The sequence below is a fragment of the Jatrophihabitans cynanchi genome, from assembly GCF_027247405.1.
Taxonomy (GTDB): Bacteria; Actinomycetota; Actinomycetes; order Mycobacteriales; family Jatrophihabitantaceae; genus Jatrophihabitans_B; species Jatrophihabitans_B cynanchi.
This window is the reverse complement of the sequence record NZ_CP097463.1, coordinates 2,346,748-2,367,479: the sequence shown is the minus strand read 5'-3', so window position 1 is coordinate 2,367,479 and position 20,732 is coordinate 2,346,748. Positions and strand designations below refer to the sequence as shown.

At 70.6% G+C, this 20,732-nt stretch carries 22 protein-coding genes, 3 tRNA genes and 1 pseudogene; 15 read left to right on the top strand and 11 right to left on the bottom strand.

The window, feature by feature from the left end; translation table 11 throughout:
- The first annotated feature begins 26 nt into the window (after positions 1–26).
- From M6B22_RS11530 to M6B22_RS11510, 5 genes are all read left to right on the top strand, one after another.
- Positions 27–755 carry a phosphocholine cytidylyltransferase family protein gene (locus M6B22_RS11530; RefSeq protein WP_269441695.1) on the top strand — a complete coding sequence of 243 codons (729 nt, stop codon included), beginning with the start codon at positions 27–29 and terminating at the stop codon, positions 753–755.
- 41 nt (positions 756–796) lie between these two features.
- Entirely contained in the window at positions 797–1,027 is a 231-nt protein-coding gene (gene purS, locus M6B22_RS11525) for a phosphoribosylformylglycinamidine synthase subunit PurS (protein ID WP_269441694.1), read from the top strand.
- A 72-nt stretch (positions 1,028–1,099) separates the two neighbouring features.
- Positions 1,100–1,777, top strand: a complete 678-nt coding sequence (gene purQ, locus M6B22_RS11520; protein ID WP_269441693.1) for a phosphoribosylformylglycinamidine synthase subunit PurQ — start codon at positions 1,100–1,102, stop codon at positions 1,775–1,777.
- Positions 1,778–4,069: a phosphoribosylformylglycinamidine synthase subunit PurL gene (gene purL, locus M6B22_RS11515; RefSeq protein ID WP_269441692.1), complete on the top strand. Its 2,292-nt coding sequence runs from the start codon at positions 1,778–1,780 to the stop codon at positions 4,067–4,069. It begins immediately after the preceding gene.
- A gap of 4 nt (positions 4,070–4,073) precedes the next feature.
- Positions 4,074–4,853 carry a maleylpyruvate isomerase family mycothiol-dependent enzyme gene (locus tag M6B22_RS11510; RefSeq protein ID WP_269441691.1) on the top strand — a complete coding sequence of 260 codons (780 nt, stop codon included), beginning with the start codon at positions 4,074–4,076 and terminating at the stop codon, positions 4,851–4,853.
- 186 nt (positions 4,854–5,039) lie between these two features.
- Here the strand turns inward: M6B22_RS11510 and M6B22_RS11505 are convergent, their stop codons facing one another.
- Both M6B22_RS11505 and M6B22_RS11500 read right to left on the bottom strand, forming a co-directional pair.
- Positions 5,040–5,264, bottom strand: coding sequence for a hypothetical protein (locus tag M6B22_RS11505; RefSeq protein ID WP_269441690.1), 225 nt, complete (start codon positions 5,262–5,264; stop codon positions 5,040–5,042).
- 5 nt (positions 5,265–5,269) lie between these two features.
- Positions 5,270–6,019 carry a COG4280 domain-containing protein gene (locus tag M6B22_RS11500; RefSeq protein WP_269441689.1) on the bottom strand — a complete coding sequence of 250 codons (750 nt, stop codon included), beginning with the start codon at positions 6,017–6,019 and terminating at the stop codon, positions 5,270–5,272.
- A 77-nt stretch (positions 6,020–6,096) separates the two neighbouring features.
- Here M6B22_RS11500 and purF point away from each other — a divergent pair, with 77 nt between their 5' ends.
- Both purF and purM read left to right on the top strand, forming a co-directional pair.
- Entirely contained in the window at positions 6,097–7,623 is a 1,527-nt protein-coding gene (gene purF, locus M6B22_RS11495) for an amidophosphoribosyltransferase (RefSeq protein WP_269441688.1), read from the top strand.
- Positions 7,624–7,633: 10 nt separating this feature from the next.
- On the top strand, positions 7,634–8,695 hold the full coding sequence (gene purM / locus M6B22_RS11490) for a phosphoribosylformylglycinamidine cyclo-ligase (protein ID WP_269441687.1): 1,062 nt from the start codon (positions 7,634–7,636) through the stop codon (positions 8,693–8,695).
- Between the two features lie 128 nt (positions 8,696–8,823).
- On the opposite strand, the gene M6B22_RS11485 is transcribed toward purM, so the two are convergent.
- Complete coding sequence (locus tag M6B22_RS11485; protein WP_331459721.1) at positions 8,824–8,976, bottom strand: DUF3073 family protein; 153 nt, start codon at positions 8,974–8,976, stop codon at positions 8,824–8,826.
- Between the two features lie 371 nt (positions 8,977–9,347).
- Between M6B22_RS11485 and M6B22_RS11480 the strand changes: the two genes are divergently transcribed.
- From M6B22_RS11480 to M6B22_RS11455, 6 genes and pseudogenes are all read left to right on the top strand, one after another.
- Positions 9,348–9,560 (top strand): BldC family transcriptional regulator, encoded by a 213-nt coding sequence (locus tag M6B22_RS11480; RefSeq protein ID WP_269441685.1) that lies wholly within the window; start codon positions 9,348–9,350, stop codon positions 9,558–9,560.
- Between the two features lie 132 nt (positions 9,561–9,692).
- On the top strand, positions 9,693–11,306 hold the full coding sequence (locus M6B22_RS11475) for an AMP-binding protein (protein ID WP_269441684.1): 1,614 nt from the start codon (positions 9,693–9,695) through the stop codon (positions 11,304–11,306).
- Positions 11,307–11,311: 5 nt separating this feature from the next.
- Positions 11,312–11,674 carry a DUF488 domain-containing protein gene (locus tag M6B22_RS11470; RefSeq protein WP_407935520.1) on the top strand — a complete coding sequence of 121 codons (363 nt, stop codon included), beginning with the start codon at positions 11,312–11,314 and terminating at the stop codon, positions 11,672–11,674.
- Positions 11,675–11,764: 90 nt separating this feature from the next.
- The gene (locus M6B22_RS11465) at positions 11,765–12,283 is read left to right on the top strand and encodes a MarR family winged helix-turn-helix transcriptional regulator (protein ID WP_269441682.1); all 519 of its coding nucleotides are present in this window, start codon (positions 11,765–11,767) and stop codon (positions 12,281–12,283) included.
- The gene (locus M6B22_RS11460; RefSeq protein ID WP_269441681.1) at positions 12,283–13,983 is read left to right on the top strand and encodes an MDR family MFS transporter; all 1,701 of its coding nucleotides are present in this window, start codon (positions 12,283–12,285) and stop codon (positions 13,981–13,983) included. The genes M6B22_RS11465 and M6B22_RS11460 overlap by 1 nt, the downstream gene beginning before the upstream one ends.
- A 7-nt stretch (positions 13,984–13,990) precedes the next feature.
- A pseudogene (locus M6B22_RS11455) lies at positions 13,991–14,245 on the top strand (helix-turn-helix domain-containing protein); the annotation flags it as partial.
- Between the two features lie 21 nt (positions 14,246–14,266).
- Here M6B22_RS11455 and M6B22_RS11450 read toward each other — a convergent pair.
- A complete protein-coding gene (locus tag M6B22_RS11450) occupies positions 14,267–15,871 on the bottom strand; it encodes a GMC family oxidoreductase (RefSeq protein WP_269441679.1) in 1,605 nt (534 codons plus the stop codon).
- Between the two features lie 115 nt (positions 15,872–15,986).
- Here M6B22_RS11450 and M6B22_RS11445 point away from each other — a divergent pair, with 115 nt between their 5' ends.
- Positions 15,987–16,349, top strand: coding sequence for a YidH family protein (locus tag M6B22_RS11445; RefSeq protein WP_269441678.1), 363 nt, complete (start codon positions 15,987–15,989; stop codon positions 16,347–16,349).
- Positions 16,350–16,377: 28 nt separating this feature from the next.
- On the opposite strand, the gene M6B22_RS11440 is transcribed toward M6B22_RS11445, so the two are convergent.
- The 5 genes from M6B22_RS11440 to M6B22_RS11420 form a co-directional block, all read right to left on the bottom strand.
- Positions 16,378–17,313, bottom strand: coding sequence for a hypothetical protein (locus M6B22_RS11440; protein ID WP_269441677.1), 936 nt, complete (start codon positions 17,311–17,313; stop codon positions 16,378–16,380).
- A complete protein-coding gene (locus M6B22_RS11435; protein WP_269441676.1) occupies positions 17,310–17,981 on the bottom strand; it encodes a cytochrome b N-terminal domain-containing protein in 672 nt (223 codons plus the stop codon). Before M6B22_RS11435 ends, M6B22_RS11440 begins: the two co-directional genes overlap by 4 nt.
- The gene (locus M6B22_RS11430; protein ID WP_269441675.1) at positions 17,968–18,228 is read right to left on the bottom strand and encodes a hypothetical protein; all 261 of its coding nucleotides are present in this window, start codon (positions 18,226–18,228) and stop codon (positions 17,968–17,970) included. Before M6B22_RS11430 ends, M6B22_RS11435 begins: the two co-directional genes overlap by 14 nt.
- A gap of 541 nt (positions 18,229–18,769) precedes the next feature.
- Positions 18,770–18,846 (bottom strand) — tRNA-Phe (locus M6B22_RS11425).
- Positions 18,837–19,586 (bottom strand): sirohydrochlorin chelatase, encoded by a 750-nt coding sequence (locus M6B22_RS11420; RefSeq protein WP_269441674.1) that lies wholly within the window; start codon positions 19,584–19,586, stop codon positions 18,837–18,839. The genes M6B22_RS11425 and M6B22_RS11420 overlap by 10 nt, the downstream gene beginning before the upstream one ends.
- Positions 19,587–19,664: 78 nt before the next feature.
- On the opposite strand from M6B22_RS11420, the gene M6B22_RS11415 reads away from it, so the two are divergent.
- A complete protein-coding gene (locus M6B22_RS11415; protein ID WP_269441673.1) occupies positions 19,665–20,471 on the top strand; it encodes a thioesterase family protein in 807 nt (268 codons plus the stop codon).
- Between the two features lie 28 nt (positions 20,472–20,499).
- Here M6B22_RS11415 and M6B22_RS11410 read toward each other — a convergent pair.
- Positions 20,500–20,576, bottom strand: a tRNA-Asp gene (locus tag M6B22_RS11410).
- A gap of 22 nt (positions 20,577–20,598) precedes the next feature.
- Positions 20,599–20,671: transfer RNA gene (locus M6B22_RS11405), tRNA-Glu, on the bottom strand.
- Positions 20,672–20,732: the final 61 nt, after the last annotated feature.

The window sequence follows — 20,732 nt, the reverse complement described above, 5'->3', positions numbered from 1 at the left end:
ACGACCGATGGGGGACTGATCGCAGCATGAGACAACAGGTGGTGATCCTCGCCGCCGGCCGGGGCACCAGGCTCGGCCGGCCGCACCCCAAGCCGTTGACCCCGATGAGCGACGGGCGCACCATCCACACCCACCAGCTGGACCACCTCGGCACGGTCTTCGCGAACCCCCAGGTGTACGTCGTCGTCGGCTTCAAGCTGGAGATGATCCTGGAGGCGAACCCCGAGCAGATCTTCGTCTACAACGAGGCGTATGACGAGACGAACACGTCCAAGAGCCTGCTGCGAGCGCTGCGCGCCACGAATGACGGCGGCGTGCTCTGGATGAACGGGGACGTCGTGTTCGAGCGTGCCGTGCTGGAACGGGCGGTGCCGCTGGTCGAGCGGGACCGGTCCTTCGTCGCGGTGAACACCGCCTCGGTTGGCGAGGAGGAGGTCAAGTACACCCTCGATGCCGACGGCTGGATCAACGCGCTGTCCAAGACGACGGCGTCCGCACTCGGTGAGGCCGTCGGGCTGAACTACGTGTCGGCGGCCGACAAGGCGGCGCTGATCGCCCGGTTGGTCGAGGTCGGCGACCAGGACTACTTCGAGCGCGGCATCGAGCTGGCGATCGAGCGGGACGCGCTGCGGTTCGCCGCCCTGGACATCTCCGACCTGTCCGCGGTCGAGGTGGACACGCCCGAGGACCTCGAGGCGGCGAACCGCAGCTTGCGGACGGGCGCGGGACCCGGTGCCGGATCGACCGGCCACTAGGCTGTGCCTGCCGATACCTGCCGTAGATCCGAGGAGTGGCTGTGGCCCGCGTGGTCGTCGATGTGGTGCTCAAGCCGGAGATCCTGGATCCCCAGGGCCAGGCGATCGTCGGCGCGCTGGGCCGGCTCGGCGTGCACGGGGTGAGCGACGTGCGCCAGGGCAAGCACTTCGAACTCGAGGTCGGTGACGAGGTCGACGACGAGGCGCTCGCCAGGATCGCCGACACGCTGCTGGCGAATCCGGTGATCGAGAACTTCACCATCCGCCGCTGACCCGATTCCACAACCGGCTGCGGCCCTGGACCGCAGCGCGTTGCCGGACCGGGTGCCGGTAGCCTGGTCTGCGTGCCGGTTCGCGTTGGTGTGGTGAGCTTTCCAGGCAGTCTGGACGACCGTGATGCCGCGCGGGCGGTGCGCATCGCCGGGGCCGAGTCGGTGTCGCTGTGGCACGCCGACCCGTCGCTGCACGATGTCGACGCGGTGATCCTGCCCGGCGGCTTCAGCTACGGCGACTACCTGCGCTGCGGCGCGATCGCACGCTTCTCCCCGGTGATGCAGACGGTGGTCGCCGCCGCCCGGGACGGGTTGCCGGTACTGGGCATCTGCAACGGCTTCCAGGTGCTCTGCGAGTCGCACCTGCTGCCGGGCGCGCTGATCCGCAACGACCACCGCAAGTTCGTGTGCAAGGAACAGCCGCTGCGGATCGAGAACGTGAGCACGCCGTGGACCTCGTCGTACCGCATGCGGCAGGACATCGTGGTGCCGCTCAAGAACGGTGAGGGCGGCTACATCGCCGACGAGCGCACCCTCGCCGAACTGGAGGCGAACGGGCGCGTCGTGGCACGTTACCTCGGGGGCAACCCCAACGGCAGCTATCACGACATCGCCGGGATCTGCAACGAACGCGGCAACGTGGTCGGGCTGATGCCGCACCCCGAGCACGCCGTCGAGGCGCTCACCGGCCCGGGCACCGACGGGCTGGGCTTCTTCCTCGGCGTCGCGGGCGTCCAGGAAGCTGCGTAGATGGCGCTGGACACCGTCGAGCTCGCGGCCAACACGGCTGACCAGCCGCAGCCGTACGCCGAGCTCGGCCTGGCCGAGGGCGAGTACCGCCGCATCCGGGAGATTCTCGGCCGGCGTCCGACCAGCGCCGAGCTCGCGATCTACTCGGTGATGTGGAGCGAGCACTGCTCGTACAAGTCCTCGCGGGTGCACCTGAGGCAGTTCGCCGAGAAGAAGCCGCCGGAGGCCGCAGACAAGCCGGTGCTGCTCGTCGGCATGGGTGAGAACGCGGGCGTCGTCGACATCGGTGACGGCTGGGCGGTCACCTTCAAGATCGAATCACACAACCACCCGTCCTACGTCGAGCCCTACCAGGGCGCGGCGACCGGTGTCGGCGGGATCGTGCGGGACATCCTGACGATGGGTGCCCGGCCGATCGCCGTGCTGGACTCGTTGCGCTTCGGCCGGCTCGACGCGCCGGACACGCACCGGGTGCTGCCCGGCGTGGTGGCGGGTGTCGGGGGCTACGGCAACTGCCTGGGCCTGCCGAACATCGGCGGCGAGGTGTACTTCGACGCCTCCTACGCCGGGAACCCGCTGGTGAACGCGCTGTGCGTGGGCGCGATGCGAGCCGACGGCATCAAGCTGGCCAAGGCCGACGGGCCGGGCAACAAGGTGGTGCTGTTCGGCGCCCGCACCGGTGGCGACGGGATCGGTGGCGCGTCGGTGCTCGCGTCGGCGACGTTCGACGACGCGAAACCGTCCAAGCGTCCGAGCGTGCAGGTCGGTGACCCGTTCGCCGAGAAGGTGCTCATCGAGTGCTGCCTGGAGATCTTCGCCGCCGACCTGGTCGTCGGGATCCAGGATCTCGGCGCCGCCGGGCTGTCCTGCGCCACGACCGAGTTGGCCGCGGCCGGCACCGGCGGCATGGACGTGGACCTCGACCTGGCGCCGCTTCGCGACCCCACGCTGGGGCCGGAAGAGATCCTGATGAGCGAGTCGCAGGAACGCATGATGGCGGTGGTGACACCGCAGCGGCTGGACGCGTTCCTGGCGGTCTGCGCGAAGTGGGAGGTGCTGGCGACCGTCATCGGCACCGTCACCGAGGTTTCGGCGGAGGAGGCGGCGCGAGGTGGCCGGCTGCGGATGCGTTGGCACGGCGAGACGATCGTCGACCTCCCGCCGCGGACCGCCGCGCACGAGGGGCCGCAGTACAACCGGCCGATCGAGCGCCCGCTCGACCAGGAGGCGATCAACGCGCACGACGGGCACAACCTGCCCCGCCCGCGCAGCGCCGCCCAGCTGCGCGCGACCGTGCTGCGGCTGGCGGCCTCGCCGAACCTGGCGGACAAGTCCTGGATCACCGACCAGTACGACCGCTTCGTCATGGGCAACACGGTGCTTGCCCAGCCGGAGGACGCCGGGATGATCCGGGTCGACGAGGTGTCCGGCCGGGGCGTCGCGGTCTCCACCGACGGCAACGGCCGGTACACCCGGCTGGACCCGTACGCCGGCGCGCAACTCGCCCTGGCCGAGGCGTACCGCAACGTGGCAACCACCGGCGCCCGCCCGCTCGCCGTCACCAACTGTCTGAACTTCGGCTCGCCGGAGGACCCGGCGGTCATGTGGCAGTTCACCGAGGCGGTGCGCGGCCTCGCCGACGGCTGCCGGGTCCTGGGCACCCCGGTCACCGGGGGGAATGTCAGCTTCTACAACCAGACCGGGAACACCGCCATCTTGCCCACGCCGGTGATCGGCGTCCTCGGCGTGATCGACGACGTCGCCCGGCGCACTCCGCAGGCCTTCCGCAGCGACGGTGCCCTGATCTACCTGCTCGGCCGGACGCGGGACGAGTTCGGCGGTTCGGAGTGGGCGCACGTGGAACACGGCTTCCTCGGCGGCTTCCCGCCCGCGGTGGATCTGCACCACGAGATGCTGCTCGCCGACATCCTGATCAACGCCTCGCGCGACGGCCTGATCGACTCGGCGCACGACCTGGCCGAGGGCGGCCTCTCGCAGGCGCTCGTCGAGTCGTGCCTGCGCGGATCGGCCGGGGCGCGGATCGTGTTGCCCGAGGGCGCCGACCCGTTCGTCGCGCTGTTCAGCGAGTCGACCGGGCGGGCGATCGTCAGCGTGCCGCGCAGCGAGCAGGTGCGTTTCACCGACATGTGCACCGCCCGCGGGTTGCCGCACACGCGCATCGGCGTGATCGACCTGCTCGACGGCACGCTCGAGGTGCAGGGGCAGTTCGCCATCCCGGTGCGCGAACTGCGGGCGGCGTGGTCCGGAACGTTGCCCAGCCGCTTCGCATGACCCGGTGGCCGTGAGCGAGCGGCTCGCCGCGGAACTCGCGGCGTACCGGGCCCAGTGCGGCGCACTCGGGGCGTGGCTCGAGCAGGTGCCGACCGAGTCGTTCGCGGCTCCCTCGGTGTTGCCGGGTTGGGACGTTCGCACCCTGATCGGCCACCTGGCCGGCAGCAAGGACGGGCTGCAGAGCTGGCTGGCTACCCGCGAGAACCGCACGCCCGGGCCGCCGATCGCCGTGGCCGACTACGTGCAGGCGTACGCCCCGGCCGCCGCGCAGATCACCGAGCAGACCATCGCAGCCACCGGCGACAGCTCCCCGGGCGAGCTGATCGCCCGGCTGCGCGAACCGGTCGAGCTCGAGGCGATCGCGGACGGGGCCGTCATCGCCGGCCCGCGCGGGCCGATCACCGCCGTGGACTTCGCCCGGACCCGGGTGCTGGACCTGGTCGTGCACTGCGACGACGTCAGCCGCTCACTCGCCGATCGCGACCCGGTGCCGCTGTTGCGGGCCGCGCTGGCGTCCACCACCCGCACGCTGGCCGAGTTGCTGGCCGCGCAGGCGCCCGGCCGGTCCGTCGAGGTGCGGGTACCGCCGTTCGTCGCGGTCCAGGCCGTCGCCGGCCCGCGGCACACCCGCGGGACGCCGCCCAACGTGGTGGAGACCGACCCGCTCACCTGGCTGCGCCTGGCGACCGGCCGCGCGCTGTTTCGCGATGCGGTCGCTGCCGGTGCGGTCCGGGCCAGCGGCAGCCGCGCCGACCTGACTGCCTACCTGCCCGTGCTCAGCTGAGTTGCCCTGGGCCGCTGCGCTCCCCCCACCGGCTCCCGAAATGGGAGCGCTCCCATTGGTAACCCGGTGGGGGGAGCCGGGCGGACGTCGTCACCGCGTGGGGGATGCCGGGGCGGACGCCGTCACCCGGTGGGGAAAGCCGGGGCGGGCGTCGTCACCCGGTGGGGAAAGCCGGGGCGGGCGTCGTCAGTCGGTGGGGGAAGCCGGACGCGCGGTGCGGTGTGCCGACCGGAGCGACAGGGCGAGCATCGCCACCGCGGCGAGCGGGAGCAGCCACCACGCGGTGAGACCGGCGTGCGCCAGCGCGGCGGTGAGCGCGAGCGCGACCACGACACCTGCCGCGATCCGCCAGTCGTCGCCCACGATGAAGTCCCACCAGAACAGCGCGAACCCCTTCAGCCACCTGCCCATCGACCTCACGCTGCGATCCTCTCCCGCTCGGGCTGATCCGAGCGCAGCGCCGCGACAGCACCCAGCGCGCCGGCCAGCACGCACACCAGCACCACCGGCAGCGCCGCGTCGTTGCCCGGCCAGTGTGCTCCGGCGCCCTCGGCACCCCAGAACAGCCCGAAACCGGTGAGCATCACGCCGACGCCGAACTTGAGCGTGTTCTCCGGCACCCGGGCGAGCGGGCCGCGAACCGCGAAGCCGGCCGCGGCCACCGAAACCACGGCGGCCGCCGCACCGATGACGGCCAGGTCGATGTGGCCCTGGTTGGCCCCGAACGTCAGGACGATGAACACCACCTCGAGCCCCTCGAGCAGCACTCCCTTGAAGGACAGCGTGAAGGCGTACCAGTCCGGTACCGAAGCCCGAGAACGGCTGTTCGCGGCCGCCGCGGCCGCACGCTCCCGCGCGAAGATCGCGTCCTCGTCGTGCAGCGCCTTCAGACCGGACGCGCGCAGGATCGCCTTGCGCAGCCACCCCAGCCCGAACACCAGCAGCAGCCCGCCCACCACCAGCCGCAGCGCGTCCAGCGGGACGACCCGCAGCGCGGGCCCCAGCGCGGCCACCAGCGCACCCAGCACGACCAGCGCCACGAGCGTGCCCTGGACGGCTGAGCGCCACCCGCGGGTCAGCCCGACGGCGAGCACGATCGTCAGCGCCTCGACCGATTCGACAGCGCACGCGGCGAACACCGCGAGGACCAGCAGGACTTCACCCATAGCGAGAGCACACCGTACCCGGCGAAGCTGTGCGGGTCGTGGCGGGACCCGGCGCCGTGCACCCGTAGACTGGCCCCGTGGCGGGACCCCGGGGCGACGGCAGACTGACGCACGATCTGCTCGCCGGCGACAAGGGACCCCAGGACGCCTGCGGCGTCTTCGGTGTCTGGGCGCCGGGCGAACAGGTCTCGAAGCTGACCTATTTCGGCCTGTACGCGCTGCAGCACCGCGGCCAGGAGGCGGCCGGCATCGCCGTCAGCGACGGCAGCTCGATGCTGGTCTACAAGGATCTGGGCCTGGTCAGCCAGGTCTTCGACGAGGCGACCCTGGCGACCTTGCAGGGGCACCTCGCGATCGGGCACACCCGGTACTCGACCACCGGGTCCACCACCTGGGAGAACGCGCAGCCGAGCTTCCGGACCACCACGGCAGGCACCGGCCTCGCGCTCGGGCACAACGGGAACCTGGTCAACACCGCCGAACTGTTCGCCGCCGCCCGCGCCGAGGGCGTGCTCGGCGGCGGCCAGGGGGCGACCACCGATTCGGACCTGCTCACCGCGCTGCTCGCCGCGAGCCCGGACGTGTCGGTGGAGCAGGCCGCCATGGACGTCCTGCCGCGGCTGCGCGGCGCGTTCTCGCTGGTGTTCATGGACGAGAACACCCTGTACGCCGCACGCGACCCGCAGGGCGTGCGCCCGCTCGTGCTGGGCCGGCTCGAGCGGGGCTGGGTGGTGACGTCCGAGACCGCCGCCCTGGACATCGTCGGGGCCAGCTTCGTGCGCGAGATCGAGCCGGGCGAGCTGATCGCGATCGACGAGGACGGCCTGCGCAGCCAGAGCTACGCCGCGCCCGCGCCGAAGGGCTGCCTGTTCGAGTACGTCTACCTGGCCCGTCCGGACACGACGATCGCCGGCCGCAGCGTGCACTCCACCCGGGTCGAGGTCGGCCGGCGGCTGGCGGGTGAGTGCCCGGTCGAGGCCGATCTGGTGATCCCGGTCCCGGAGTCCGGGACGCCGGCCGCGATCGGCTTCGCCGAGGCGTCGGGGATCCCGTACGGCCTCGGCCTGGTGAAGAACTCCTACGTAGGGCGGACGTTCATCCAGCCCTCCCAGACGATCCGCCAGCTGGGCATCCGGCTCAAGCTGAACCCGCTGCGGGACGTGATCCGGGGCAAGCGGCTGGTCGTGGTCGACGATTCGATCGTGCGCGGCAACACCCAGCGTGCCCTGGTGCGGATGCTGCGCGAGGCGGGGGCGTTGGAGGTGCACGTGCGCATCTCCAGCCCGCCGGTGAAGTGGCCCTGCTTCTACGGAATCGACTTCGCGTCGAAGGCCGAGTTGATCGCGAGCGGGCTGGACACCGAGGGCATCCGTGCCTCGATCGGCGCGGACTCGCTCGGCTACGTGTCCCTGGACGGGCTGATCGCGGCCAGCGAGCAGCCCAGGACGCGGCTGTGCCGCGCGTGCTTCGACGGCGAGTACCCGATCCCGCTGCCCGACGTGGTCGGCAAGCACGTGCTGGAGGGCATCGAGCGGTCGGTAGCCGGGCGCGAGCCCGAGCATGCCTCCGGCTACCTGGCCGAAGACGCCCTGACCCGCCCGTGATCGCCTGCCGATGACCAGCTACCAGGACGCCGGGGTCGACATCGCCGCCGGTGATCGCGCCGTCGAGCTGATGAAGGCGCAGGTCGCCCGCACCGCGCGCCCGGGCGTGCGCGGTGGCCTCGGCGGCTTCGCGGGGCTGTTCGACCTCGACCTGGCCAGGTACCCGTGCCCGGTACTGGCCAGCTCGACGGACGGGGTCGGCACCAAGATCGCGATCGCGCGGGCGACCGGGCGTCACGAGACGATCGGCATCGACCTGGTGGCGATGGTCGTCGACGACCTGGTCGTGGTCGGCGCCGAGCCGCTGTTCCTGTCCGACTACATCGCCACCGGCAAGGTGGTGCCGGGGCAGATCGCGCAGCTCGTCGCCGGGATCGCACAGGGCTGTGTCCTGGCCGGCTGCGCGCTGATCGGCGGCGAGACGGCCGAGCACCCCGGGCTGATGGCCCCGGACGAGTACGACGTGTCCGGCACCGGTGTCGGGGTCGTGAACGCCGACGCGATCCTGGGCCCGGAACGGGTCGGCGCAGGAGACGTCCTGATCGGCCTCGGCTCCTCCGGCCTGCACTCCAACGGGTACTCACTGGTGCGGCACGTGCTGCTCGAGCAGGGCGGGCTGGACCTGGCGGCGACGCCGGACCTGCTGGACGGCCGGACGCTTGCCGACGAACTGCTCACGCCGACCCGGATCTACGCGCTGGACTGCCTCGCGCTCGCCGAGCAGGCAGGTGCCCACGCCTTCGCCCACATCACCGGCGGCGGGCTGGCCGGCAACCTGGTGCGGGTGCTGCCGCCGCACCTGGACGCGATCGTCGATCGCTCCACCTGGGCGCCGCAGCCGGTGTTCGAGCTGATCGCGCGCACCGGCAACGTCTCGCGCGAACAGCTCGAGCTCACGTTCAACCTGGGCGTGGGCATGGTCGCCGTCGTTCCTGCCGAGCGTGCGGGCGACTGCCTCGCCGTCGCCGCCGGGCGCGGCGTACCCGCCTGGCGGCTGGGTGAGGTCCGGCCCGGGTCGGGGCGGGTCGAGCTGGCCGGCGACTACGCCGGGCCGGGCGCGACCTGGGGCTGAGCGCGCACCGCGTCCGGGCCGTGCGATAGGGGCGCGATCCGGCGTCCGCGCGCCAACTGATCGAACTGCGTCGCTGGCACGCGATCACAGGGTCGCTGGCACGCGATCACAAGGTCACGGGCCGGCGCTCAGTGCCCGGCCCGGACCCAGTCGCCGCGATCGTCCTCGTCCTCGTCCTCGTACTCGGCAGTGTCCGCCGGATAGGACGGCGAGCCGCCCAGCTCGCGCTGGAGCGCGTCCAGATCGGTGTGATGGGAGTTGTACTTCAGCTCCCGAGCCACTTTCTGCTGCTTTGCCTTGGCACGGCCGCGCCCCATGGCTCGACCCCCTCGCTCACGCGCTCATCCGGCGGCATGGGTGTTCGGGATACCGCCGGGAAAGTTGTCATTGTCGTGCTGCCAGCGTACCTCGCCCCCCGCCGTGCCCGCACGTAGGTAAGCGCCGGCCGCGATTGTCCCTTTGCTGCCGGTTCAGGGCGCCGGATGAAACGGACACTGTGCACCCCGTTGGCACACAGTGGACATGAATGAGGCGGCGAGTAGGCACGGTGTGTCCGGATAGGCATACTGGGCAAGTAATGCGGAACAGGACCCGCATTGCAGTACTTGCGGGACAGGACCCCGCAGGACGATTCCCCAGAAGGGGGGCAATGATGACGACTCCTCGTCACCGCCCTGAGTCCGAGCCGCTGCTCACCCCGTCCGAGGTCGCGACGCTGTTCCGCGTCGACCCGAAGACGGTCACCAGGTGGGCCAAGGCCGGCAAGCTGACCTCGATCCGCACGCTGGGCGGCCACCGCCGCTACCGCGAGTCCGAGGTCCGCGCGCTGCTGGAGGGCAACACCCAGGCAACGGTCGACGCCTGACGGCACCGACCAAGCGCACCGGAGCGCCGCGCCGAAACCCCGCTACTGCGGTTTCGGTGCGGCGCTCGAGCGTTAAGCCGGGACGCCGATCGAGCGCTGCCGGCAGTGAGCTGAGCGACCTAGGATCGGCGCATGCTGGCGACCTCCTACTCCAACGGCGTCTCGAGCCTCCCGCTGCTCGGGGAGACGATCGATGCCAACCTGCGGCGAGCTGTGGCGACGCATCCGGACCGCGAGGCCGTCGTCGATCGCGCCACCGCACGCCGCCTCACCTATCACCAGCTGGACGAGGCGGTCGACGAGCTCGCCCGCGGGCTGATGGCGCGCGGCGTCGGCGCCGGCGACCGGGTGGGGATCTGGGCGCCGAACTGCCTGCAGTGGTTCCTCGTCCAGTACGCGACCGCGCGGATCGGCGCGATCCTGGTGAACATCAACCCGGCCTACCGCACGCACGAACTCGAGTACGTGCTCCGCCAGGCCGAGATCGGGACGCTGATCTCGGCGGAGCAGTTCAAGACCAGCGACTACCGAGCGATGATCGAGCAGGTCCGCGGTGGGCTGCCGGCCCTGCGCGAGGTCGTGTACACCGACGGCCCGACCTGGACGGCGCTGCTCGCCGATGCAGCGGGTGTCAGCAGCGCGCAGGTCGCCGAGCGGTCGGCCGGCCTCTCGTTCGACGACCCGATCAACATCCAGTACACCTCAGGCACCACGGGCTTCCCGAAGGGCGCCACGCTCAGCCATCACAACATCCTCAACAACGGCTTCTTCGTCGGCGAGGGCATGCGGTACACCCACGAGGACCGGATCTGCGTGCCGGTGCCCTTCTACCACTGCTTCGGGATGGTGATGGGTAATCTCGCGGCCACCAGCCACGGCGCCTGCGTGGTGATCCCTGCGCCCGGCTTCGACCCGGCCGCGTCGCTGGAGGCAGTGCAGGACGAGCGGTGCACCTCGCTCTACGGGGTGCCCACCATGTTCATCGCCGAACTCGGCCTGCCGGACTTCGCCGACTACGACCTCAGCTCGCTGCGAACCGGCTGCATGGCCGGTTCCCCGTGCCCGGTCGAGGTGATGAAGCGGGTCATCAACGAGATGCACATGGCCGAGGTGACCATCGCCTACGGGATGACCGAGACGTCACCGGTGTCCACCCAGACCGGGGCCGACGACGAGCTGGATCGCCGCGTCGCGACGGTGGGGCGCGTGCACCCGCACGTCGAGGTGCAGGTGGTCGATCCGGAGACCGACCTGCCGGTCCCGGTCGGCACGCCGGGGGAGCTGTGCACCCGCGGCTACTCGGTGATGATCGGCTACTGGAACGAGCCGGAGAAGACGGCGGACGTGCTGCGCCGGGGGTGGATGCACACCGGCGACCTGGCGACGATGGACGCCGACGGCTACCTGAACATCGTGGGCCGGATCAAGGACATGGTGATCCGCGGCGGCGAGAACATCTACCCGCGCGAGGTCGAGGAGTTCCTGTACACCCACCCGGATGTCGTGGACGCGCAGGTGATCGGCGTCCCGGACGAGAGGTTCGGCGAGGAGCTGATGGCCTGGATCCGGCTGCGCGAGGGAGCCGAGCCGCTCACGGCCGAGGCGCTGCGCGAGTTCTGCACGGGCAAGCTGGCCCACTACAAGATCCCGCGCTACGTGCACCTGGTGGACGCCTTCCCGATGACGGTCACCGGCAAGGTGCGCAAGGTGCAGATGCGCGAGGAGTCGATCGCCCTGCTGTCCTGAGGCCGATGCGGCACACTCGAGGTGTGGACGTGCGGGTGAAGCGGATCTATGACGACCCGGTGCCGGACGACGGGCGGCGGGTGCTCGTCGACCGGGTCTGGCCGCGTGGTGTCTCCAAGGAACGCGCCGCCCTGGACCTGTGGTGCAAGGACGTCGCCCCGTCGACCGAACTGCGCAAGTGGTACGGCCACGACCCGGACAAGCAGAAGGAGTTCGCGGCTCGCTATCGAGCCGAGCTCGCCGCGCAACCGGCCGCCGGCGCCCTCGCCGACCTCCGCGCCACGCACGGCCCGCTGACCCTGCTGACGGCGACGCACGAGCTGGGGCTGTCCCAGGCACAGGTGCTGGCGGACACGCTGAACGGGTAGCCGGCACCGGAACGGATTTGCGTTCGGGCGCCGGGTAGGTAGATGCTTGCGGCTTGCAACTATTTGTTTAGCGCAAGTAAGTGAGTGGCCATGGAAGCGACAGAACAGCCCGTCCTCAGTCCGGACGTGGTCGCGGTCGCTGACAACGTCAGCCAGTTGATGCGCTCCTTCGCCCGTACCCGGGCCAGGGTGCTGGACGCGGCGGCGCACGACGTCGAGTGGACCGCCCAGCTGGTACTCAAGTGCCTGGCGAACGAGGGGCCGCTGCGCTCGAGCGCGATCGCCGAGCACGTCCGCGCCGATCCGTCCACGGTGAGCCGGCAGGTTGCCGCCCTCGTCAAGGAGGGCCTGGTCGAGCGTAGGGCCGACCCCGAAGACGGGCGGGCCAGCCTGCTCGTGCTGACGGACAAGGCCGACGAGACCGTTGCCCGGCACGACGACATCCGCAACAGGTACTTCGCCGCCATGCTGGCCGACTGGAGCGAGCGCGACCTGCGGCGCTTCGCGGACCTGATGCGGCGCTTCACTCGCGACTACGAGTCGGCGAGTACGCAGTGGATCTCCGAGCGCGCCGATCAGCGGCACCGCCCGGCAGAAGGGGAGAACTGATGTCCGCGTCCGCGGCGCCCGCACCACCGGCTCGCTCGTCCGACGAGCTGACTCACAAGCAGATCCTGACGATCCTGTCCGGCCTGATGCTGGGCATGTTCCTGGCCTCGCTGGATCAGATGATCGTCTCCACCGCGATCCGCACGATCGGTGACGACCTGCACGGGCTGGCCGCGCAGGCCTGGGTCACCACCGCGTTCCTGATCACCTCGACGATCGCGACGCCGCTCTACGGCAAGCTCTCGGACATCTACGGCCGCAAACCGCTGTTCCTGTTCGCGATCACGATCTTCGTCATCGGCTCGGCGCTGTGCGGGCTCTCGACGTCGATGTACATGCTGGCCGCGTTCCGCGCGTTCCAGGGCATCGGCGCGGGCGGCCTGATGTCGCTGGCGTTGGCGATCATCGGCGACATCATCCCGCCGCGCGAGCGGGCGCGGTACCAGGGCTACTTCATGGCCGTGTTCGCCACCTCGTCCGTGCTCGGCCCGGTCGTCGGCGGCTTCCTCGCCGGCACGAACCACATCTTCGGCGTCACCGGCTGGCGCTGGATCTTCTACATCAACGTGCCGATCGGCATCCTGGCGCTGGTCGTGGTCACCAAGGTGCTGCACGTCGCGCACCACCGGCACGAGCACCGCATCGACTGGTGGGGCGCGGCGACGCTGGCCATCGGCCTGGTGCCGCTGCTGATCGTCGCCGAGCAGGGCCAGTCCTGGGGCTGGTCGTCCGGCGCTGCGTTCTTCTGTTACGTCCTGGGTGTGCTCGGTCTGGTCGCGTTCGTCCGGGTGGAGTCGCTGATGGGCGACGAGGCGCTGATCCCGCTACGGCTGTTCCGCATCGGCCCGTTCGCCGTCGGCTCCGGCCAGTCGTTCGTCATCGGCGTCGGGATGTTCGGCGGCATGATGTCGATCCCGCTGTACCTGCAGATCGTCAAGGGCGCCTCGCCCACCAAGGCCGGACTCCTGGTGCTGCCGATGGTCGCCGGCATGATGGTCGCCTCGCTGACAGCAGGTCAGCTGACCGCGCGCACCGGCCGCTACAAGATCTTCCCGGTGATCGGCAGCGCGATGCTGGTGGTCGGCCTGTTGCTGCTCTCGACGGTGCACGCGGACACGTCCCTGGTGGTCACCGACCTGTTCATGGTGGTCTTCGGCGCCGGCCTCGGCCTGAACATGCAGGCGATGGTGCTCGCGATGCAGAACGCGGTGCCACCGAAGGACATGGGCGTGGCAACCTCGTCCACGACCTTCTTCCGGCAGGTCGGCGGCACCCTGGGCGCGGCCGTCTTCTTGTCGATCCTGTTCTCCAGTGCCGGCTCGAAGATCAAGACGGCGTACGACAAGGCGGCCGAGACACCGGCCTTCCAGCAGGCGGCTAAGGCGCACCCGGACCAGGTCAAGACGCTCGGTCTCGGCGGCGGCGGCAACCTGAACGACACCTCCTTCCTGCACTCGCTGGACAAGGCACTGGCGCACCCGTTCCTGGTCGGCTTCTCCGACGCGATGGACCTGGTGTTCCTGGTCGGCGCCGGCGTTCTGGTGATCGCGTTCGTGCTCGCGCTGATGCTCAAGGAGGTGCCGCTGCGACTGGTGTCCGGTCTGCAGGCGGCGCGCGAGGCTGCGGCGGCACGTGACCCGGACGCCCCGGACGCCGGCGGCGCCACGCACGACCCCGAGCAGCCCACGCTGACCCGCTGACCGGCCGGTGAGCCGCGAGAGCGAGCAGCAGAACCGGCGGCTGCTGCGTGCGCGCGACGCGATGGATCGCGCCTACGCGCAGCCGCTGGACGTGGCCGCGCTGGCGCGGATCGCGCACGTGTCGCCGGCCCACTTCATCCGCACCTTTGCCGCGACCTTCGGCGAAACGCCGCACCGGTACCTGCAGCGGCGCCGGGTGGAGCGGGCGATGTTCCTGTTGCGCGAGAGCGAGAGCAGCATCACCGACATCTGCATGTCGGTGCAGCTGGCGGCCCAGCTGTGATCAGCGCCGCGTGATCAGTTCGGCGCAGCGCTCGCCGATCATCATCGACGCCGCATTGGTGTTCCCGCCGACGATGCTCGGCATGATCGAGGCGTCGGCCACCCGCAGCCCGTCGACGCCACGAACCATGAGGGCCGGATCGACGACCGCCCGCTCGTCGACGCCCATCCGGCAGGTGCCGACCGGGTGGTAGACGGTCGTGGCACGGTTGCGCACCTCACGAGCGAGGGCGGCGCGATCCGGGAAGCCGGGGCCCGGCGCGATCTCGCACTGCACGCCGTCGCAGATGGCAGTGGCCGACATCGTCTCGCGGATCAGCTCCATCCCGTCGACCAGGACGTCGACGTCGGACTGCTCGGCCAGGTAGTTCGGGTCGATGAGTGGGGCGGCGGTCGGGTCGTCGGACGCCAGCCGCAGCGTGCCGCGGCTCTTCGGGTAGATCAGGGTGGACATCACCGTGAGCGCCCGGCGCGGGTCGGGCTTGTGCCGGATCGGGGCGTCCTGGTTCGGTGCGGGGTAGCTCCACGGCAGCACGTGGAGCTGCAGGTCGGGAATCTCACCCGCCTGCCGGGTGCGCACGAACGCGACCACCTCGAACACGCTGCGGGCCAGCCAGGTGCTGCCGGAGCGGAAGCGCTCCCGAACCCAGGCGTTGCCGAAGTAGAGCGGGTTCGGGCGGTGCACGCCGGTCGGCATCGCGTAGGTCATCGGCACGAACAGGTGATCGTGCAGGTTCTCGCCCACCGGCAGGTCGGCAAGCACGTCCAAGCCGTGTCCGCGCAGGTGGTCGGCCGGTCCGATGCCGGAGAGCATGAGCAGCTGCGGCGAGCCGAACACGCCGGCGCTGAGGATCACCTCCCGGTTCGCGCGGATCATCTCGCGCCCGTGGCGGCTCAAGACCTCGACACCGGTGGCGCGGCCGTTCTCGATCACGACGCGGACCACCTGCGTCTTCGGCAGCACGGTGAGGTTCGAGCCGCGGTCGTCGAGGTAACCGACCGCGGTGCTGTAGCGCAGTCCGGCCGCGTTGCTCTGCTGGAACAGGGACACGCCTTCCTGGCTCTCGGCGTTGTAGTCGTCCAGTTGCTTCACGCCCGCTGTCGCGCTGAATGCCTCCAGGAAGCTCTGCGAGGCAGGCGTGAGGTTCTTCGCGCGGGTCACCTTGATCGGCCCGGAGCCGCCGCGGTAGTTGGACTCGCCGTCCTCGAAGGACTCGAAGCGCTTGAAGCTCGGCAGCACGTCGGTGAAGCTCCAGCCGGCGTTGCCCTCGGCCGCCCAGTCGTCGAAGTTGTGCCGGTTGCCGCGCACGAAGACCATGCCGTTGATCGAGCTGGAGCCGCCGACCACCTTGCCGTGGGTCTGCGGGATCCGCCGGCCGAGCGCGCCGGCCTGCGGGGTCGTGTAGTGGCCCCAGTCGACCGTCCGCTTCAGCTGCGGCACGCTGTGCAGCGGGCCGATCATGCCGGGTTTGCGCACCAGTTGGGTGTTGTCGCGCCGGCCGGCCTCGATCAGCAGCACCGCGGCGCCGGTGTCGGCCAGCCTCCTGGCGATGATGCAGCCGGCGCTGCCCGCGCCCACCACGATGTAGTCGGCAACTGGTTGCATCGGTACCTGCCCGCGACGTCGGCGAAACTGGAACGTGTTTCACTTTACCGCCGTGCGCGCGGGCGCGGAAGTCGTTCTGCTTGGATTGGGCGGGACGATCCTGAGGAGGGCGCGCGTGAAGTGGCCGAGCCTGCGCAGGCCGCAGTGGTTGGACGACGGCATTCGTCCGGACTACCGCTTCTCGCTGGCGAACGAGCGAACCTTCCTGGCCTGGATCCGCACCTCGATCGCGTTGCTGGCCGCCGCGTTCGCGGTCGTCCATTTCGTCGACCATCCAGGGGTCGGCGCGATCGTCATCGGTGTCGTGCTGGCTGTCGGCGGCACGCTGACCGCGCTGGAGGGCTACCTGCACTGGTCGCGCAACGAGCAGGCGATGCGCGCGGACGCGCCGTTGCCGTGGACCGGCCTGCCGCGCCTGATCGCGTTCGGCATCGTCGGCGTCGGTGTCATCACCCTGGTGCTCGCGCTGCTGCGCTGACGCTGTCGCTAGCTGAGCGCCCGACGGCTCAGGTGCGTCGCCAGATGAGCTTGTGCACTCCGAGGTGCCGCGGGACGGAGCGCAGTCCCGGTATGAAGGGAACCAGGACGAGCGCGGCCGTGAGGATCATCATCAGGGCCCACACCAGGGCGTCAGCGTTCCCCGACGTCGAGAACGGTTTGACCTGGTACCAGAACGTGTAGAGCCACATCCACGGCTGGCCGGGGTAGTTTCCCGACTCGTTCATCATCCCCCACTGGTCGCCGCCGAGGTTCTCGGCGCGCGCCTGGTCCTCGAGGTACGCGCCGTCGGCGAGGAGCAGTAGCGGCTTGGTCTGATCCGACGGGTAGAACGAGTCACGCACGAGCAGGCTCTCCAGACCGCCCGAAGCGGCCAGCGCACGGAACTTCCCCGCCAGCACCGGCACCGGGCCGAAGTCGCCCGCCCCCGCCTTCGTCGGATCGCCATCCGGCGCAGCCGCGAGCGCGTCGGAGTAAGCCGTCGCCCACGCGGTCTGCTGGGCGGCGGCGGCACCGTGCCAGGCGTTCAACGCTGTCGTCAGAACGGCGTCACCGCGGACGCTGCGCAGCGGCTTGATCACGAGGTCGTTCGCGCTGTCGATCGGGATGCGCACCCCGGCCCACTTCTGCAGCGCCAGAGGCCCGATCTTCTGGCCCTCACTCGCATGGTTGTACGGTGCCCCGTACGACGCGCTGGTGCTGGTCCCGCCGAGCTCGGCAGTCGCGGTTGCGACAACGTCCGACGGCGCCGCACGTGCCCAGGCCTGCAGCGTGATCGCCTTGCGGTCCGGCGAGCTGAACACAGCCGCGAGCAGCACCGTCAGGGCCGTCAGCACGACGAGCGCGATCACGAACTCCTTGACGAGGTCGTAGGACCTGGTGGGGAACAGGTGTGCGTCCGGCGTGGTGTCACGCCGGCCTCGTCGCCTCGTTGCGGTAGTCATCGCCCCGGCTCCTCGGCCGGATGGGCGGCGGGCGGCACCGCGTCGAACGGTGGCACGACGCCGTGCCGTCTCACGAGGACGACGTGGGCGACGACGAGTACTCCGACGATCAGCGGCAGCAGCACGATGTGCCACAGCAGCATCTGCGCCGGGTTGAGCACGTTGAAGAACGCCCCGACGCCTACCGCGTTCAGCCCGTCCTTCGCCTGCCCGGCGATCCATTGGCTGTCGAAGTTCGACTGTGACAGGTAGCCGGTGAACGCGGTGCCGATGGAGCCGACGAACGCGACAGCGCCCGTCACCCACGTCAGCGCCCGCTTTCCGCGCCAGGCCGCCATGAAGAACTTGCCCCACAGATGGATGACCATGCACGCGAAGAACAGCTCGACGCTCCACAGGTGCATCGAGTTCACGAACCTGCCCACCGAGGAGACGTGCCACCAGGCCGCACCCTCGACGGCGAGCAGCCCGCCGCTGGCGAGCACGACGAGGAATGCGGCCAACGTCGCGACGCCGAATACGTAGATCCACGACCGGACGTAGGCAGGTTGCCGGTCGGGCAGCCATTGGCCCTCCGGCACGGTGCGGCTGACCCGGCGTCGCAGCCGCACCGTCCAGTTGGTCGCGACCGGCGGCGCACCCGCAACCCGAGCTCTACCCGGCGTCATCGGACTGGGCCTTTTCAGAGATCCGGGCCTTTTCAGAGAGCTGGGCCTTCTCGGAGATCTGGTCCCGGTGCTCAGCGGTATCATTCCGGCCGCCTGGGAACGGGAGGAGCAGCGCGAGCACGAAGATCGCGATCATCGCCAGGATGATGATCAGGTTGGCCAGCGAGAGCTGGATGACGCCCCAGTGCAGGTAATCACCTGCGGCTCGCACGACGGGATCTCGCGGGTAGACGTATGTCGCAACCATCGGATCTCCTCAGGCGGCAGGCGAGTGCGTGTCGCTCGTCGACCGTGTGCGCAACAGTGCACACGGTGCAGCGGTCCCGCGACAGGACCGAAAGTCCTGTCGCTGTCGGGACGGTCGACACGGATTGGTCAGGGTCAGTCGTTAGCCAGGGTCAGCGGTCGGCCGGGGTGGGCCGGGGTGGTCCGAGGTGGTCCGAGCATCCGGACGCGCCGATTCCGGGCGCCACTGACCGATCCGCAGGTCGGCGGCCTGGGTGCGGTAGTCGTTCGAATCAGTCGGGCTCTGCCTGCAAGCATGCGAGCAGAGCCCGATTGCCCCGGCTGGCCAGCCGTGTTCGCCGGGCACTCCTGTGTGAACGCAGCACGCCCTGCCTGGTGAAGCCGCAGCATTCGGCGACCTTCTGCGCTGTGTGATTGTCCGCACCGCACGTCAGTTCGATCCGCGCGACGTCCGATTCCTGCCAGTGCGATTGCTGTCAGTGCGCGGCTCGACCACGCCGTCGGTGATGAGCGGCGGGTTCCACGCGGTGAGGTCCATGATCTGGTGGCCAGGGGCGGGATCGAACCGCCGACCTACCGCTTTTCAGGCGGTCGCTCGTACCAGCTGAGCTACCTGGCCGTGCGGCCGCCACGTGCTGTCGGCGGCCGAACCCGGCAGAGTCTACCGGACCTCGACCGGGCTACTTCGCGACCAGCGGTGGCCTCGTCGAAGCCGGCCTCGTCATAGCGGGCCAGCGCCAACTCGACCAGCGCCGGGTGCACGCCGATCGGGTCGGCCACCCGCGCGATCCCCGCGGCCGCCTGCCGGAGCCGGTTCACGAACCGCCCCTCGGCCAGCAGGTAGGTGGCCACGTCCACCGGCGGCGCCATCGCCTGCAGCGCGGCGCGCACGTCCTGGCCGAGCGTCAGCGCAGTCACAGGCCGCCCGATCCGTCCGGCGAGCAGCCGCGCCGCCTCGTCCAGTTCCGCCCGCGCCTCGGGCCGGGACGAGCCGACGCCGACGAGTGCGGTCGTGGCGGCGTCTGAGGGCCCCAGCCGGTCGACCAGCGTGTCGATGACCAGCCGATCCGGGCCGAGGTGCCGGGCCACCCGGACGCCCGGCCGGTTGGCGACCACGGCCGGAATGTCCGACTGCACGTGGTAGCCGGTGGACAGCAGCAACGGGAGCACGACGAGGGGTCCGCACGCCGCATCCAGCGCCTCGGTCAGCGACGGCCTCGCGACGTCCAGGAAGCACAGCGACACCGGCAGCCCCGGCCGCGCTGCGCGCACCGCGGCCACCAGGGCGTTCGTCGTGGCCGAGCCGGCGGCCACCTCGGTGCCGTGCGCGGCGACGAGCAGCCCGGGACGCTCGCCCATGCCCGCCTCCTTCGCCGGTCCGCCGGGACGAGCCTAGGCCAGGGCGGCCATGGCCCGGCCGCGGTGTTTGATGAACCCATGCCGACGTCCTCCTTCGCCGACGTGACCGCTGTCGACCAGAGCGCGCCGGGACGGTTCACCGCCGAGGTGAGTCCGCTCTGGACGATCGCCGGCAAGCCGAACGGCGGCTACCTGCTGGCCGTACTCGGGCGGGCCGCGAGCCGCGTGGGCGCGCACCAGCACGTTCTCGCGGCGAGCGCGCACTACCTGCACTCGCCGGAACCCGGGCCCGTCGACGTGGTGGCCGAGGTGCTGCGCGCCGGGCGCTCGGCCAGCCAGGTGCGCGCACGCATGTCGCAGGCGGGCAAGCCGTGCGTCCAGGCGCTGTTCACGATCGGACTGCTCGACCCGGACACCAAGCCGTACTGGACCGACGGGCTGCCCGCCGCCGGCGAGGTCGGCCGGGACGAGTGCGTGCGGCTGCCGCCGGTGGGGCCGACCGGCTTCCCGGTCCCGATGATGGGCGAGATCGACCTGCGCCTCGAGCCGGCGACGCTGAGTTTCGCGGCGGGCCGGCCGAGTGGCCGTGGCGAACTGCGCGGCTGGCTGGAGCTGACGCACGGCGAGCCGTTCGACCCCACCGCGCTGCTGTTCGCGGTCGACGCCTTCCCGCCGGCCACCTTCGAGATCGAGCAGACCGGCTGGGTGCCGACCCTGGAACTGTCGGTGTACGTGCGCGCGCTGCCGGTGCCCGGCCCGGTGCAGGTCCTGCAGCGGGCGCAGTTGATCGACGCTCAGCGCGTGGATGAGGTGTGCTACGTGTGGGACGGCACCGGCCGGCTCGTGGCGCAGGCCACGCAGTTGGCCGGGATCCGGCTGGGCTGACGCGCCCGCACGGCGTCGTGAAGAAGGCTGGCGACCCCGACCGGACTTGAACCGGCGACCTCCGCCGTGACAGGGCGGCGCTCTAACCAACTGAGCTACGGGGCCTTGCGAAATCTGGGTACTGCTGTGCCCCCAACGGGATTCGAACCCGTGCTACCGCCTTGAAAGGGCGGCGTCCTGGGCCTCTAGACGATGAGGGCGAACCGCATCATGCTAGCCCCGGTGGTGACCGCGACCAGCATAGGGGACACCCCCGCCGCC

Bases quoted from the DNA above. Each gene is read 5' to 3' on its own strand.
- M6B22_RS11500 (WP_269441689.1), bottom strand. From the start codon at position 6,019: ATGGGTGAAGTCCTGCTGGTCCTCGCGGTGTTCGCCGCGTGCGCTGTC.
- M6B22_RS11475 (WP_269441684.1), top strand. From the start codon at position 9,693: ATGCTGGCGACCTCCTACTCCAACGGCGTCTCGAGCCTCCCGCTGCTC.
- M6B22_RS11430 (WP_269441675.1), bottom strand. From the start codon at position 18,228: ATGGTTGCGACATACGTCTACCCGCGAGATCCCGTCGTGCGAGCCGCA.
- M6B22_RS11505 (WP_269441690.1), bottom strand. From the start codon at position 5,264: ATGGGCAGGTGGCTGAAGGGGTTCGCGCTGTTCTGGTGGGACTTCATC.
- purM (WP_269441687.1), top strand. From the start codon at position 7,634: ATGACCAGCTACCAGGACGCCGGGGTCGACATCGCCGCCGGTGATCGC.
- M6B22_RS11450 (WP_269441679.1), bottom strand. From the start codon at position 15,871: ATGCAACCAGTTGCCGACTACATCGTGGTGGGCGCGGGCAGCGCCGGC.
- M6B22_RS11420 (WP_269441674.1), bottom strand. From the start codon at position 19,586: ATGGGCGAGCGTCCCGGGCTGCTCGTCGCCGCGCACGGCACCGAGGTG.
- M6B22_RS11530 (WP_269441695.1), top strand. From the start codon at position 27: ATGAGACAACAGGTGGTGATCCTCGCCGCCGGCCGGGGCACCAGGCTC.
- M6B22_RS11470 (WP_407935520.1), top strand. From the start codon at position 11,312: ATGCGGCACACTCGAGGTGTGGACGTGCGGGTGAAGCGGATCTATGAC.
- purL (WP_269441692.1), top strand. From the start codon at position 1,778: ATGGCGCTGGACACCGTCGAGCTCGCGGCCAACACGGCTGACCAGCCG.
- M6B22_RS11435 (WP_269441676.1), bottom strand. From the start codon at position 17,981: ATGACGCCGGGTAGAGCTCGGGTTGCGGGTGCGCCGCCGGTCGCGACC.
- M6B22_RS11465 (WP_269441682.1), top strand. From the start codon at position 11,765: ATGGAAGCGACAGAACAGCCCGTCCTCAGTCCGGACGTGGTCGCGGTC.
- M6B22_RS11440 (WP_269441677.1), bottom strand. From the start codon at position 17,313: ATGACTACCGCAACGAGGCGACGAGGCCGGCGTGACACCACGCCGGAC.
- M6B22_RS11460 (WP_269441681.1), top strand. From the start codon at position 12,283: ATGTCCGCGTCCGCGGCGCCCGCACCACCGGCTCGCTCGTCCGACGAG.
- M6B22_RS11480 (WP_269441685.1), top strand. From the start codon at position 9,348: ATGACGACTCCTCGTCACCGCCCTGAGTCCGAGCCGCTGCTCACCCCG.
- M6B22_RS11415 (WP_269441673.1), top strand. From the start codon at position 19,665: ATGCCGACGTCCTCCTTCGCCGACGTGACCGCTGTCGACCAGAGCGCG.